This is a genomic window from Amycolatopsis australiensis, from assembly GCF_900119165.1.
Taxonomy (GTDB): domain Bacteria; phylum Actinomycetota; class Actinomycetes; order Mycobacteriales; family Pseudonocardiaceae; genus Amycolatopsis; species Amycolatopsis australiensis.
Map to the genome: position 1 here is coordinate 3,897,374 of NZ_FPJG01000006.1, position 16,041 is coordinate 3,913,414.

Sequence of the window (16,041 nt, forward strand, 5' to 3'; positions counted from 1 at the left end):
CCGACGCCGCCGCCGTCGCCGAACGGCAGCGGCTGGGCGGCATCCACGCGCTCGACCCGGATCTCGCCGTCGCGGCCCTGCAGCAGGCCCTCGACCACGGCGAGACCACGCTCACCGTGGCGGGCGTCGACTGGGCACGGTACGTGCCGTCGTTCACCGCCGTCCGGCCGAGCCCGCTGCTGCTGGGCATCCCCGAGGCGCGGGCGGCGATGGAAACCGCGACGGAGCAGAGCGCCGGGCTGAGCGAGCGTGACGTGCTGGACTTCGTCCGCACCCAGGTCGCCGGGGTGCTCGGCTACGCGGGGCCGGCGGAGGTCGAACCGAACCGGGCGTTCACCGACCTGGGCTTCGACTCGCTGACCGCGGTCGACCTGCGCAACCGGCTCGGCGCGGCCACCGGGCTGAAGCTGCCCGCGACGCTGATCTTCGACCACCCGACCACGACCGCGCTGGTCGCGCACCTCAAGGCCGAGCTGGGCGAACCGGCCGGCACGCCGTCCACAGTGGACGTGACGCCGAAGCCCGTGGAGGACGACCCGATCGCCATCGTCGCGATGGCCTGCCGGTTCCCCGGTGGGGTCGGCTCGCCGGAGGACCTGTGGGCCCTGCTGTCCGGCGGCCGGGACGCGATCACCGGCTTCCCGGACGACCGCGGCTGGGACCTGGACGCGCTCTACGACCCCGACCCCGACCACCAGGGCACCTCCTACACCCGCCGCGGCGGCTTCCTCGACGACGCGAGCCGGTTCGACGCCGCGTTCTTCGGCATCAACCCGCGGGAAGCACTGGCCATGGACCCGCAGCAGCGCCTGCTGCTCGAGACGGCCTGGGAAGCCATCGAGCGCGCCGGCATCGACGCGGCGTCGCTGCGCGGCGGCCCGGTCGGCGTGTTCGCCGGCTCCAACGGGCAGGACTACACGCCGCTGCTCGCGCTCGGCGACGACGAGGGTGTCGAGGGCTACACGATGACCGGCAACGCCGGTTCCGTGGTGTCCGGCCGGATCTCCTACGCGCTCGGACTGGAAGGCCCGGCCGTCACGGTCGACACGGCGTGCTCGTCTTCGCTGGTCGCGGTGCACCTCGCGACGCGGGCGCTGCGGGCGGGCGAGTGCTCGCTCGCGCTGGCCGGCGGGGTCACGATCATGTCGACGCCGTCCGGGTTCATCCAGTTCAGCCGCCAGCGCGGGCTCGCGCTCGACGGCCGCTGCAAGGCGTTCTCCGACGACGCCGACGGCACCGGCTGGGGCGAGGGCGCCGGCATGGTGCTGCTGGAACGGCTCTCCGACGCGCGCCGCAACGGCCATCCCGTGCTGGCACTGGTCCGCGGCAGCGCGGTCAACCAGGATGGCGCGTCGAACGGGCTCACCGCGCCCAACGGCCCGTCGCAGCAACGCGTGATCCGCGCCGCGCTGGCCGACGCCGGACTGCGGCCGTCCGAAGTGGACGCCGTCGAGGCGCACGGCACCGGCACGGTGCTGGGCGACCCGATCGAGGCGCAGGCCGTGCTGGCCACCTACGGGCAGGACCGGGACCGGCCGCTGTGGCTCGGCTCGGTCAAGTCCAACATCGGGCACACCCAGGCCGCCGCCGGCGCGGCCGGGATCATGAAGATGGTCCTGGCGCTGGGCCACGGCCTGCTGCCGAAGACCCTGCACGCCGACGTCCCGTCGTCCCACGTGGACTGGAGCGCCGGGGACGTGCGGCTGCTGTCCGAGCCCGTCGCGTGGGCGCCGAACGGCCACCCGCGCCGGGCCGGGATCTCGTCGTTCGGCGTCAGCGGCACCAACGCCCACGTCATCGTCGAGCAGGCGCCCGAAGCGCCCGCCGTGGCCGAGCCGACGTGGTCCGGGCCGGTGCCGTGGGTGCTGTCCGGCCGCTCCGAAGCCGCGCTGCGCGCCCAGGCAGGCCGGCTCGCCGACCGGCTCGACGCGGGCGCGCGACCGGCCGACGTCGGCTGGTCGCTGGCCACCGGCCGGACGGCCTTCGAGCACCGCGCGGTGGTGATCGGCACCGGGACCGAAGAGCTGCTGCGGGGTCTGCGCGACCTGGTCGACGGCCCGCTCCCCGCGGCGGCGAGCGAAGGCCGGATCGGGTTCCTGTTCACCGGGCAGGGCGCGCAGCGGCTCGGCATGGGCGCCGAGCTGTACGCCGGCTACCCGGTTTACGCCGAAGCGTTCGACGCGGTGTGCGCGCACTTCGACACCGAGCTGGACCGGCCGCTGCGGGACGTCGTCTTCGGCGACGAGGACCTGCTGAACGAGACCGGCTACACCCAGCCCGCGCTGTTCGCGGTCGAGGTGGCCTTGTTCCGGCTGCTGGAGTCGTGGGGGGTGCGGCCCGGGTACCTGGCCGGGCACTCGATCGGCGAGCTGGCCGCGGCGCACGTCGCCGGGGTGTTCTCGCTGGCGGACGCGTGCCGCCTGGTCGCCGCGCGCGGCCGGCTGATGCAGGCGTTGCCGCGCGGCGGCGGCATGCTGGCCGTGTCGGCCACCGAGGACGAGGTCACGCCGCTCCTCACGGACACGGTGAGCATCGCCGCGATCAACGGGCCGTCGTCGATCGTGGTCTCCGGCGACGACCTCGACGGGATCGAGCAGCACTTCACCGCACTGGGCCGCAAGACCAAGCGGCTCACCGTTTCGCACGCGTTCCACTCGCCGCTGATGGACCCGATGCTGGCCGAGTTCGCGAAGGTGGCCGAGCGGATCACCTACGCCGGACCGGAGCTGCCGATCGTGTCCACGGTGACCGGTGCGGTCGCCTCCGCGCTGACGGCGGAGTACTGGGTCCGCCAGGTGCGCGCGGCCGTGCGGTTCGCCGACGCCGTCACGACCCTGCGCGAGCTGGGCGTCGACCGGTTCGTCGAGCTCGGGCCGGACGCCGTCCTCACGCCGATGGTCGAAGCGGCCGTGGCGGTGCCGACCCTGCGCGCCGGCCGCGACGAGCGGGTCACCGTGCTGGCCGCCGTCGGCGAGCTGCACGTCCACGGGCAGAGCCCCGACTGGGCGGCGGTGTTCGGCGGCACGGCCCCGCGCCGGGTCGACCTGCCGACGTACGCCTTCCAGCGCCGGGGGTTCTGGCCGCACCTGACCGGCCTGCCGGCCGGGGACGTCACGGCCGCCGGCCTCACCGCGGTGGACCACCCGTTGCTGGGCGCGGCGGTCTCCGTGGCCGGCTCCGCCGAGCTGCTGTTCACCAGCCGGCTCGCGCTCGCCACGCACCCGTGGCTGGCCGGGCACGAGGTCATGGGGCAGATCCTGCTGCCGGGCACCGCGTTCCTGGAGCTGGCCGTCCGCGCCGCGGACGAGGCCGGCTGCGCCTCGGTGGCGGAACTGACGCTGGCCGCGCCGCTGGTGCTGCCCGAGCGCGGCGGCGTCCAGCTGCAGTGCTCGGTGGGGGCGCCCGGCGAGGACGGGACCCGGCCGTTCACCGCGCACTCGCGGGCCGAAGACGGTGAAGAGTGGGTCCTGAACGCCACCGGTGTGCTCGCCGCCGAGGCCGGTGCCGCCGGCGAGCCGTCGGCGGAGTGGCCGCCCGCGACGGCGGAACCGATTGCCGTGGACGACTTCTACGCCACGTACGCGGCGGGCGGGTTCGCCTACGGGGACGCTTTCCGCGGCCTCGTCGCCGCCTGGCGATCCGGCGACGACGTGTTCGCCGAGGTCGCGCTGCCCGAGCCGGCCCGTGAAGACGCGCGCCGCTTCGGGCTGCACCCCGCCCTGCTCGACGCCGCCCTGCAGGCGCTGCTCTACCTGCCGCTGGACGGGGCCGGGCAGAGCCGGCTCCCGTTCTCCTGGTCGGACGTAACCCTGCACGCCTCCGGCGCCGACGCGCTGCGCGTCCGGCTGAGCCCGGCCGGTCCGGACGCGCTCGCGCTGGCCATCGCCGACACCGCGGGCAACCCGGTGGCCACCGTGGGATCGCTGGCCATGCGCCAGGTCTCCGCCGAGCTGCTGACCGAGCCGAAGCGGCTGCACGACTCGCTGTTCCGAGTGGACTGGGTGCCGCTGCCCGGCGGGTCCGGACCGGACACCGGCACCTGGGCCGTGCTCGGCCCGGACCGGCACAAGCTCGGCGTCCACCTCGGCACGTCCGGCCCGCTGAGGTCCTATGTGGACACCGACGCGCTGGTCGCCGAAGGCGGCACGCCGCCGGAGGTGGTCTTCGCGCCGCTCGCGGCGGACCGCGCGGCGGACCTGCCGGGCGCGGTCCGCGCGGCCACCGGGCTCGCACTGGCCACCGTGCAACGCTGGCTGGCCGAGGACACCCTCGAAGCCGCGAAGCTGGTGTTCGTCACCTCCGGCGCGGTGGCCTGCCGCGGTGAGGTGACCGACCTCGCCAACGCCGCGGTCTGGGGCCTGGTCCGCTCGGCCCAGGCCGAGCACCCCGGCCGGTTCCTGCTGGTGGACGTCGACGGCGCGGAAGCGTCCTACGCCGCGATCCCCGCCGCGCTGGCCACCGGCGAGCCGCAGCTGTCGGTTCGCGACGGTGTAGCGCACGCGGCCCGGCTGGTCCGCGCGGAAACCGCCGGCGGGGTGCTCGCCGCCCCGGCGGCCGGGCCGTGGCGGCTCGGCGTCGCCGGCAAGGGCACCCTCGAGAACCTCACCCTGCTGCCGTGCCCGGAGGTCGAGGGGCCGCTGCCGGCGGGTCACGTGCGGATCGCGGTCCGCGCGGCCGGCGTCAACTTCCGCGACGTCCTCACCGCGCTCGGCATGTACCCCGGCGAGGCCGGGCACCTGGGCCTGGAAGGCGCCGGCGTCGTCACCGAAACCGGGCCGGGGGTCACCGGGCTGGCCGCCGGCGACCGGGTGCTCGGCATGTTCCCCGGCGCGTTCGGCCCGGTCGCGGTGGCCGACCAGCGGCTCGTCGCGCGCGTCCCGGACGGCTGGTCGTTCGCCGAAGCCGCGTCCGTGCCGATCGTGTTCCTCACCGCCTACTACGCGCTGGTCGACCTCGCCGGTGTCCGGCCGGGGGAGAAGGTGCTGGTCCACGCGGCGGCCGGCGGCGTCGGCATGGCCGCGGTCCAGCTGGCGAAGCACCTCGGGGCCGAGGTGTTCGGCACCGCCGGCGCCGGCAAGTGGGCCGCCCTGCGCGAGCACGGCCTCACCGACGACCGGATCGCCTCCTCGCGGACCCTCGAGTTCGAGGAGCGGTTCCGCGCGGCCACCGGCGGCGGCGGCGTCGACGTCGTCCTCGACTCGCTGGCCGGCGAGTTCGTCGACGCGTCCCTGCGGCTGCTGCCGCGTGGCGGCCGGTTCCTGGAGATGGGCAAGACCGACGTCCGTGACCCGGACGCGGTCGCCGCGGCCCACCCGGGCGTGGCGTACCGGGCGTTCGACCTCATCGAGGCCGGCCCGGACCGCATCGCCGAGATGCTGCGGGAGATCCTCGGCCTGCTCGGGACCGGCGTGCTGCGGCCGGTGCCGGTCACCGCCTGGGACGTGCACAGCGCGCCCGCGGCGTTCAAGCACCTCCAGCAGGCGCGCCACGTCGGCAAGGTCGTGCTGACCGTGCCCGCCCCGCTCGACACCCAGGGCACGGTGCTGATCACCGGCGGCACCGGCGGCCTGGGCGGGCTGCTGGCCCGGCACCTGGTCCGCGCGCACGGCGCCCGGCACCTGCTGCTGACCAGCCGCCGCGGCCTCGCGGCCGAAGGCGCGGCGGAACTGCGCGACGAGCTGACCGCGCTGGGGGCGAGCGTCACCGTCGCGGCCTGCGACGTCGCCGACCGCGACGCGCTGGCCGACCTGCTGGCCGGGATTCCCGGGGCCCACCCGCTGCGGGCCGTCATGCACACGGCCGGGGTGCTCGACGACGGTGTCGTGGCGTCCCTGGACGCGGCCCGCCTCGACACGGTGCTGCGGCCCAAGGTCGACGCGGCCGTGCACCTCGGCGAGCTGACCCGGCACGCCGACCTCGCCGCGTTCGTCCTGTTCTCCGGGGCCGCCGGGCTGTTCGGCGGCGCGGGACAGGCGAACTACGCGGCCGCAAACGCTTTCGTCGACGCCTTCGCCACCCACCGGCACGCGCTCGGCCTGCCCGCGGTGGCGCTGGCGTGGGGGCCGTGGTCGGCGGCGGCGGGCATGACCGGCGGCCTGACCGAGGTGGACCTGGGCCGGATGGCCCGCGCCGGGCTGCTGCCGTTGCCGGCGGATCTCGGGCTCGCGCTGCTGGACGCGGGCATCGCCGCCGGCGAACCGGCGGTGGTGCCGATGCGGGTCGACCCGGCCGCGCTGGCGTCCTCGGGCGTGCCGCTGTTCCGCGGCTTCGCCACCGCGCCGGCCCGGCGAGCAGCGGCGTCGTCCGTCGCGAAGGCCGGCCAGGCGGGCTTGGCCGAGCGGCTGGCCGCGACGCCGGTCGCGGACCGGGAAGAGCTGGTCGTGACCGTGGTGTCCGGGCAGGTCGCCGCCGTCCTCGGACACGCGTCCACAGTGGACATCGACCCGGGCCGGGCGTTCTCGGAGCTGGGTTTCGACTCACTCACCGCGGTCGAGCTGCGCAACCGGCTCGGCGCGGTCGCCGGGAAGCGGCTGCCCGCGACGCTGGTGTTCGACTACCCGACGGTCCGGGAACTGGCGGGCTACCTGCTCGGCGAGATCGCGCCCGCGGCACCACCGGCGACCGGGCTGGTCGACGACCTGCGCGGCTCGCTCGCCGCGCTGCCCGCCGGTTTCGAAGGCCGGGACGAGATCACCGAGCGGCTGCGGTCCCTCCTCGACTGGTGGACCGGCGAACCGCGGCTGGACGACGAAGTGGCGGCGGCCTCCGCCGACGAGCTGTTCGACCTGATCGACAAGGAGTTCGGGGCGTGACGTCCACCAACGAGCAGAAGCTGCTCGACTACCTCAAGAAGGTCACCACCGACCTGAGGGCGGCGAACCAGCGGCTGCGGGAGGCCGAGGAGCGGGACGCCGAACCGGTCGCGGTGATCGGGCTGGGCTGCCGGTTCCCCGGCGGGGTCCGCACCCCGGAACAGCTGTGGCAGCTGCTCGTCGAAGGCGGCGACGGGATGGCCGGCTTCCCGGCCGACCGCGGCTGGCCCGCGGCGCTGTACTCGGGAGACGCCGAGCAGGCCGGGACGAGCTACGTCCGCGAAGGCGGGTTCGTTTACGACGCGGCGGAGTTCGACCCCGGCTTCTTCGGGATGAGCCCCCGTGAGGCCCTGGCCATGGATCCGCAGCAGCGGCTGCTGCTGGAAACGGCGTGGGAGACCTTCGAGCGGGCCGGCATCGATCCGCTGTCGCTGCGCGGCACCCCGGCCGGGGTGTTCGTCGGCGGCACGTCCACCGGCTACGGCTCCGGCCTGACCGCGCTGCCCGACGGCGTCGAAGGGCACCTGCTCACCGGCAACTCGACCGCGGTGATCTCCGGCCGGGTCGCCTACCAGCTCGGGCTCAAGGGCCCGGCGGTCACCGTGGACACCGCCTGCTCGTCTTCGCTGGTCGCGCTGCACTGGGCCGTCCAGTCCCTGCGGCGCGGCGAATGCTCGCTGGCGCTGGTCGGCGGTGTGACGGTGATGTCGACCCCCGGCATGTTCCTCGAGTTCAGCCGCCAGCGCGGGCTCGCCCCGGACGGGCGGTGCAAGCCGTTCGCGGCCGCGGCCGACGGCACCGGCTGGTCCGAGGGCGTCGGGCTCGTCCTGGTCGAGAAGCTGTCCGACGCGCTGGCCGGCGGGCACCCGGTCCTGGCCGTCGTCCGCGGATCGGCGGTCAACTCCGACGGCGCGTCCAACGGGCTCACCGCGCCCAACGGCCCGGCGCAGCAGCAGGTCATCCGCGCCGCGCTGGCCGGTGGCGGGCTGGCACCGTCCGATGTGGACGCCGTCGAGGCGCACGGCACCGGCACCACCCTCGGCGACCCGATCGAGGCGCATGCCCTGCTCGCGACCTACGGCCAGGACCGGGACCGCCCGCTGTGGCTCGGCTCGGTCAAGTCCAACATCGGGCACACCCAGGCCGCCGCCGGCGTCGCCGGGGTGATCAAGATGGTCTTGGCGCTGCGGCACGGGCTGCTGCCGCGCACGGTGCACGTCGACGAGCCGTCCCCGCACATCGACTGGGCGGCCGGTGCGGTCGAGCTGCTCACGCGGAACGTCGAGTGGCCGGCCGGGGACCGCCCGCGGCGGGCCGGCGTGTCCTCGTTCGGCATCAGCGGCACCAACGCGCACGTGATCCTGGAAAGCCACGACGCGCCGCCCGCCGAGCGCCCCGAGCCGCCCACCGGCACGTTGCCCCTGGCGCTGTCCGCGCGGTCCGGGGACGCCCTGCGGGAGCAGGCCGTGCGGCTGCGCGAGCACCTGGCGGCGCACCCGGACCGGCCGCTCGCGGACACCGCGTTGTCGCTGGTCACCGGCCGTTCGGCGTTCGAGCACCGAGCCGTGGTGCTCGCCGGTGACCTCGCCGGGGCGATGACGGCGCTGGACGCGCTGGCCGCCGGCGAACCCGCGGTGTCCCTGGTGGAGGGGGTCGCGGGCAAGCCCGGCAAGACCGCGTTCCTCTTCTCCGGGCAGGGATCCCAGCGGATCGGCATGGGCGCCGGGCTGCGCCGCGAGTTCCCGGTGTTCGCCGAGGCGTTCGACGCCGTGTGCGCCGGCTTCGCGGGACTGCTGCCCGCCGCGCTCGACCAGGTCGTCTCGGGTGCCGCCGAGTCGCTGGACGACACCGGGTACACGCAGCCGGCGCTGTTCGCCGTCGAGGTGGCGTTGTTCCGGCTGCTGGAGTCCTGGGGCCTGCGCCCCGACTACGTGGCGGGGCATTCGATCGGCGAGATCACGGCGGCGCACGTCGCCGGGGTTCTCTCGCTCGCCGACGCCTGCCGGCTGGTCGCCGCGCGGGCCCGGCTGATGCGGGCCCTCCCGGCCGGCGGCGCGATGGTCGCCGTGCAGGCCGGCGAGGACGAAGTCGCGCCGCTGCTGGGCGAGCGGGTGAACCTGGCCGCCGTCAACGCGGCCGACGCGGTCGTGCTCTCCGGTGACGAGGACGCGGTGCTCGCGGCGGCGGCCGAGCTGGCCGCCCGTGGCCGCCGGACGAAACGCCTGGCCGTGTCGCACGCCTTCCACTCCGCGCGCATGGAGCCGATGCTGGCGGAGTTCCGGGAGGCCGTGTCGGGGCTGACGTTCTCGGCGCCGCGGCTGCCGGTGGTCACCGGCGAACCCGCCGACGTGCGCGATCCCGAGCACTGGGTGCGGCACGTCCGCGAGCCGGTCCGCTTCGCCGCCTGCGTCACGGCACTGGCCGCGCGGGGCGCGACGCGGTTCGCCGAGCTGGGCCCGGACGGGACCCTGACCGGCCCGGCGCGGGCGAGCCTGCCCGCCGAGGCGGTCGTCGTGCCGCTGCTGCGGGCCGGGCGCGACGAGCGGGAATCGGCGCTGAGCGCCTTGGCGGAGCTGTACGTGCGCGGCGGGACGCCCGGCTGGACCGCGCTGCTCGACGGCGCCCGCCCGGTCGAGCTGCCGACGTACCCGTTCCGGCGGGAGCGGTTCTGGCTCACCTCGGCCGGACCCGCCGCCGCCGTGACCAGCACCGATACCGGCACCGGCCGGTTCTGGTCGGCGGTCGAGCGCGAGGACGTCGACGCGCTCGCCACGACCCTCGACGTGCCTCCCGAGACACCGCTGAGCGACGTCGTGCCCGCGCTGGCGGCATGGCGGCGCCGTCACCACGACGAGTCCACAGTGGACAACTGGCGGTACCGGGTGGCCTGGCGCCCGCTCACCGGGACGGCCGTGACCCGGCTGCCCGGCCGCTGGCTCGTCCTCGTGCCGGACACCGGGGCACCGGCGATCGCCGGACAGCTGCGGGCCCGCGGTGACGTGACCGAACTCCGCGTACCGGCGGACGCCGACCTCGCCGCCCTGCTGGCGGGCTCCGGTGCGGAACCCCGCGGAGTGTTCTCGCTGCTGGCGCCGTCCGGCGAGGCGCTCGACCGGAACCTGGCGCTCTTCCAGGCACTGGGCACGCTGGGCTGGTCGGCGCCGTTGTGGTGCGCGACGCGGGGAGCGGTGTCGACCGGCCGGTCCGACCCGCTCGCGGACCCCGGCCAGGCGCAGCTGTGGGGCCTGGGCCGGGTCGCCGCCGTGGAGCACCCGCGCCGCTGGGGCGGGCTCGTCGACCTGCCCGCCGAGCCGGGCGAACGCGAGACCGACCGGCTGTGCGCCGTGCTGGCCGGCGAGGCGGGCGACGAGGTCGCCATCCGCTCGTCCGGGGTGTTCGCCCGGCGGCTGGTCCGGGCGCCGCTGCCCGCCGACGTCCGTCCGGAGTGGACGGTCACCGGCACCGTGCTGGTCACCGGCGGCACCGGCGCGCTCGGCGGGCACCTGGCGCGCTGGGCGGTCGAGCGGGGGGCCGCGCACGTCGTGCTGGCCAGCCGCCGCGGCCCGGCCGCGCCCGGGGCGAGCGAGCTGCGCGCCGAGCTGACGGCGCGGGGAGCCGAGGTCACCGTCGCGGCGTGCGACCTCGCCGACCGCGACGCGGTCACCGCGCTCGTCGGCTCGCTGCCGGACCTGACCACCGTCGTGCACGCGGCCGGGGTGCTGGACGACGGCGTGCTCGACGGGCTCACCCCGGACAAGCTGGCTCGCGTGCTGCGCGCCAAGGCGACGTCCGCGTGGCTGCTGCACGAGGCCACGGCGGACCGTGACCTTTCGGCGTTCGTGCTGTTCTCGTCGCTGGCCGGCACGGTCGGGGCGGCCGGGCAGGGCAACTACGCGGCGGCGAACGCGTTCCTCGACGCGCTGGCCGGGTACCGCCGGGCGCGCGGGCTTCCGGCGACCTCGCTGGCCTGGGGACCGTGGGCCGACGCCGGGATGGCGGCCGACGAGGCCGTCCGCGACCGGCTGCGCCGCGGCGGGCTCGCGCCCCTGGACCCGGGCCTCGCGCTGGCCGCGCTCGACCGCGCCCTCGGCGCCGGCGACGCCGCGGTCGTGCTGGCCGACGTCGCCTGGCCGGTGTTCGGTCCCGGTCTCACCGCCGTGCGGCCGAGCCGCCTGCTGGCCGAACTGCCGGAAGCGGCGGTCGCCGGCGCGGCCGCGCCGGCGGACCTGGCCGGATTGTCCGAAGCGGACTTGCTGACGTTGGTGCGCAAGCAGGTGGCGGTGGTGCTCGGCCACGCCGACGCGTCGGCCGTCGCGCCCGGCCGGTCGTTCGCCGACCTCGGCTTCGACTCGCTGACCGCCGTCGAGCTGCGCAACCGGCTCGGCGTCGCGACCGGCACGGAGCTGCCCGCGACCCTCGTGTTCGACTACCCGACGGCCGCCGACCTGGCCGCGCACCTCGCGGCCGTCCTGGGCGGCGCGCCGGTCGCCGAGCCCGTTCCCGAGCGAGCCGCGGTGTCCACCGAGGACCCGATCGTCGTCGTGGCGATGGGCTGCCGGTTCCCCGGCGGCGTGCGGACCCCGGACGACCTGTGGCAGCTGCTGCTTTCCGGCGGTGACGCGGTTTCCGGCTTCCCGGCCGACCGGCACTGGGACGTCGCGGGCCTCGCGGCGGCCGGGGTCGTCACGGGCGGCGGCGCGTTCGTCGACGGCGTCACGGAGTTCGACCCGGCCTTCTTCGGCATCTCGCCGCGGGAAGCCCTGGCGATGGACCCGCAGCAGCGGCTCGTCCTGGAGACGGCGTGGGAGACCCTCGAACGCGCCGGCGTCGACCCGGGCCGGACCGCGGACATCGGCGTGTTCCTCGGCACCAACGGCCAGGACTACCCGGCGGTGCTCGCGGCGTCGGGCGAGGACTTCGGCGGGTTCGTCGGCACCGGCAACGCGGCTTCGGTCGTGTCGGGCCGCGTGTCGTACGTGCTTGGCCTGGGCGGCCCGGCGGTCACGGTGGACACGGCGTGCTCGGCGTCGCTGGTGGCCCTGCACCTGGCCGCGCGCTCGGTGCGCGCGGGGGAGTGCGCGATGGCGCTGGCCGGCGGCGTGACGGTGATGGCGACGCCCGGCGCGTTCGTCGAGTTCTCCCGCCAAGGCGGCCTCGCGGCCGACGGCCGGTGCAAGGCCTTCGCCGACGGCGCCGACGGCACGGGCTGGGGCGAGGGCGCCGGGATCGTGCTGGTCGAGCGGCTCTCGGCGGCGCGGCGGCTCGGGCACCCGGTGCTGGCGGTGCTGCGCGGCTCGGCAGTCAACTCCGACGGCGCGTCGAACGGGCTCACCGCGCCCAACGGCCCCGCGCAGCAGCGGGTGATCCGGGCCGCGCTGGCCGACGCCGGGCTGAGTCCGTCCGATGTGGACGCCGTGGAGGCGCACGGCACCGGCACCGCGCTGGGCGACCCGATCGAGGCGCAGGCCCTGCTGGCGACCTACGGGCAGGACCGCGAAGAGCCGCTGTGGCTGGGCTCGCTGAAGTCCAACATCGGCCACACCCAGGCGGCGGCGGGTGTGGCCGGGGTGATCAAGATGGTGCTCGCGCTGCGCCACGGCGTCCTGCCCAAGACGTTGCACGCCGGCACGCCGTCGCGGCACGTCGACTGGCGCGGCGGCGCGGTGGCGCTGCTGACCGAGCCGGCGCCGTGGCCGGAGCGGGACCGGCCGCGGCGCGCGGGCGTGTCGTCGTTCGGCTTCAGCGGGACGAACGCCCACGTGATCCTCGAACAGCCGCCCGCCGGCGAGGTACCGGTGCCGGAACCCGCGGCCGCCCCGGTCGTGTGGCCGCTGTCCGGCCGGTCGGACGCGGTCCTGCGCGAACAGGCCCGGCGGCTGCTGGCGTTCGCCGAGGGCTCGGACGCCGGTCCGGCCGACGTCAGCCTGTCCCTGGCCGGCCGGGCGGCATTCGACCACCGGGCGGTCGTGACGGGCGCCGGGCGGTCGGAGCTGCTCGCCGGGCTGGCCGCCCTCGCCGCGGGCACGAAGGCGCCGGGGCTGGTCACCGGCCACGCCGGCGACGGAGCGACCGCGCTGCTGTTCGCCGGTCAGGGCGGGCAGCGCGCCGGGATGGGCGCGGAGCTGTACGAGCGGTTCCCGGCGTACGCGGACGCCTTCGACGAGGTGTGCGCGGTGCTCGACCCCGAGCTGGACCGGCCGGTGCGGGACGTGGTCTTCGGCTCCGGGGAGCTGCTCGACCGGACCGGGTACACGCAACCCGCGTTGTTCGCGGTGGAGGTGGCGCTGTTCCGGCTGCTGGAGTCGTGGGGGGTGCGGCCGGACTACCTGGCCGGGCATTCGATCGGCGAGCTGGCGGCGGCGCACGTCGCCGGGGTGTTCTCGCCGGCGGACGCGGGCCGGCTCGTCGCCGCGCGGGCGGGTCTCATGCAGGCCCTGCCGGGCGGCGGCGCGATGCTGGCCGTGCAGGCCACCGAGCAGGAGGTGCTCGGGTTCGCGGCGGGCCGGGCGGACCTGGCGGCGGTGAACGGGCCCCGGTCGGCGGTGCTGTCCGGGGACGCCGCCGTCCTGGCCGAGATCGCCGCCGAGCTGACCGCGCGCGGGGTGAAGTCTAGGGATTTGCGGGTCTCGCATGCGTTTCACTCGGCTCGTATGGACGCGATGCTGGAGGAGTTCGCCGAGGTGGCGCGCGGGATCGGCTACGCCGCGCCGCGCGTGCCGGTGGTGTCGACAGTGACGGGCCGGCTGGCCGAGGACCTGACCGACCCGGGGTACTGGGTGCGCCAGGTCCGCGAGCCGGTGCGGTTCGACCGGGCGATCGAGACGCTGCGCGACGCCGGAGTGACCCGGCTGGCGGAGCTGGGCCCCGACGGTACGTTGACGGCACTGGCGACGAGCCGGCTCGGCGCGGCAGTGAGCGCGGCCCCGACGCTGCGCAAGGACCGCCCGGAGCCGGCGACGGCGGTGCTGGCCTTGGCGACGCTGCACGTCAGCGGCCACACGCAGGACTGGACGCGGCTGTCGAGGGGAACCCGGCACGTCGCGCTGCCGACGTACCCGTTCGAGCGCCAGGTGTTCTGGCCGGAGCCCCGGGTGCCGGCACCGCCGAGCGCGGACGCGTGGCGCTATCACGTGTCATGGCGGCCGGTGGCCGACCGGCCGGGGCGTCCGTTGTCCGGGCGCTGGGCCGTGGTGGTGCCGTCGGCGGAGGATCCGCTGGTCAGGGCGGTGCTGGGGGCACTGGCGGACGCGCGAGCCGAACCGGTGGCGATCGAGGTGGGCGAGCGGGATCTCGACCGCGAGAAGCTGGCGGCGCGGCTGCTCGCCGCCGCGGCGGGGCAGGTGGCGCTGCCCGAGGCGGGTCGTGGCGCTGGGCCCTTGCCGGTCGCCGGGCCCGGGCCGGTGGCGTCGGCCGTGGCCGGTGGCGCGGAGCCGGTGCTCGGTGTCGGACAGGTGGCGTCGGCCGTGGCCGGTGGCACCCAGCCGTCGCTCGGTGCCGGGCCGGTCGCGCTCTCCGCGGCCGGTGGCACCCAGCCACTATCCGCCGAAGCGCCCTTCGCCGGCGTGCTCTCCCTCCTCGGCCAAGCCACCCAAGCCACCCCGGGCCACCCGTCCGTGCCGCTCGGCCTCGCGCTCACCACCACCCTCCTCCAAGCGCTCGGCGACACCGGCCTCACCGCGCCGCTGTGGTCCGTCACCTCCGGGGCCGTCGCCGTCGGCGGTGCACCTCCCGCCCACCCGCGCGCCGCCGGGGTCTGGGGGCTCGGGCGGACCGCCGCCCTGGAGTACCCGGACCGGTGGGGCGGGCTCGTCGACCTGCCCGCCGAACCGGACGGTGCCGCGCTCGCCCGGCTCGTCTCCGCGCTCGGCCGCCCCGGCGAGGACCAGCTCGCGATCCGCCCGTCCGGCACCTTCGCGCGGCGGCTCGGGCACGCACCCGCCGATCTGCCCGCCGAACCCTGGACGCCGTCCGGGCCGGTGCTGGTCACCGGGGGCACCGGTGCCCTCGGCGCCGAGGTCGCGCGGTGGCTCGCGCGCACCGGGGCGCCGCACGTCGTGCTCGCCGGGCGGCGCGGGCCCGGCGCACCCGGGGCCGCCGAACTCGAGGCGGAACTCGCCGGGCTCGGCACGAAGGTCACCATCGCCGCCTGTGACGTCGCCGACCGCGCCGACCTCGCCGGGCTGCTGGACTCGCTGCCCGGGCTCGACGCCGTCGTACACGCCGCCGGTGTTCTCGACGATGGTGTCCTCGACTCCCTCACCCCGCAACGACTCGCCACCGTGCTCCGGTCCAAGGTGGAGTCCGCCTGGCACCTGCACGAGCTGACCGCGGGGCGCGAGCTGTCGGCGTTCGTGCTGTTCTCCTCGCTCGCCGCCACCCTCGGCGCGGCCGGGCAGGGCAACTACGTGGCCGCCAACACGCTCCTCGACGCGCTCGCCGAGCACCGGGCCGGCCTCGGCCTGCCCGCCACCTCGATCGCCTGGGGACCGTGGGCCGGTGCCGGCATGGCCGCCGGGGACGGGGTCCGCTCCGGACGCGGCGGGATCCGGCCGATGGCCCCGGAACTCGCCACCGCCGCCCTGCACCGCGCGCTGAGCGGCGGCGAGCCCGTCGTCGCGGTGGCCGACGTCGACTGGGCGGTCTTCGCCCCCGGCTTCACCGCCGTCCGGCCCGCGCCGCTGCTCGACGACCTCCCCGAGGCGCGGCGGGCCGAGCCCGCGCCCGTCCGGGACCTGCGGGCCGAGCTGGCCGCGCGCACCGGGCCCGAGCGGGACCGCGCGCTGCTGGACCTCGTGCGGGCCGAGGTCGCCGCCGTGCTCGGCTACCCGAGCCCGTCCACAGTGGATCCCGCGCTCGCGTTCAAGGACCTGGGTCTCGACTCGCTCACGGCGGTCGAGCTGCGCAACGGCCTCGCCGCCGTCACCGGCCTGGCCCTGCCCGCGACACTCGGGTTCGACTACGCGAACCCGGCCGCGCTCGCCGCGCACCTCGGACGGGAACTCGGCCCGGCCGCCGCCGCCGAGGCCGAGCTGGACCGGATCGAAGCGGCCTTCGCCGGCCTCACGGCCGAGCAGCTGGCCGGCACCCGGATCACCGCCCGGCTGCAGGCGCTGCTGGGCAGGCTGGCCGCGCCCGCCGGACCGGCGGAAAGCGCGCGGCAGAAGCTCGAGACGGCCAGCTCGAGCGAGATCTTCGACTTCATCGACAACGAGCTGGGACTCGCGTGACG

The 16,041-nt window shown here is 76.5% G+C and carries 2 protein-coding genes (1 of these 2 running past the window's edge); both read left to right on the top strand.

Annotated elements, in window-relative coordinates:
• Window positions 1-6,812, top strand: partial view of a type I polyketide synthase gene (locus BT341_RS46550; RefSeq protein ID WP_425426489.1) — the 3' portion only. 17,569 nt of this gene lie to the left of the window's left edge; 6,812 of the gene's 24,381 nt are visible here — the last part of the coding sequence; the start codon falls outside the window, past its left edge; its stop codon occupies window positions 6,810-6,812.
• Window positions 6,809-16,039, top strand: a complete 9,231-nt coding sequence (locus tag BT341_RS19625; RefSeq protein ID WP_072477683.1) for a type I polyketide synthase — start codon at window positions 6,809-6,811, stop codon at window positions 16,037-16,039. The genes BT341_RS46550 and BT341_RS19625 overlap by 4 nt, the downstream gene beginning before the upstream one ends.
• The last annotated feature ends 2 nt before the right edge of the window (window positions 16,040-16,041 follow it).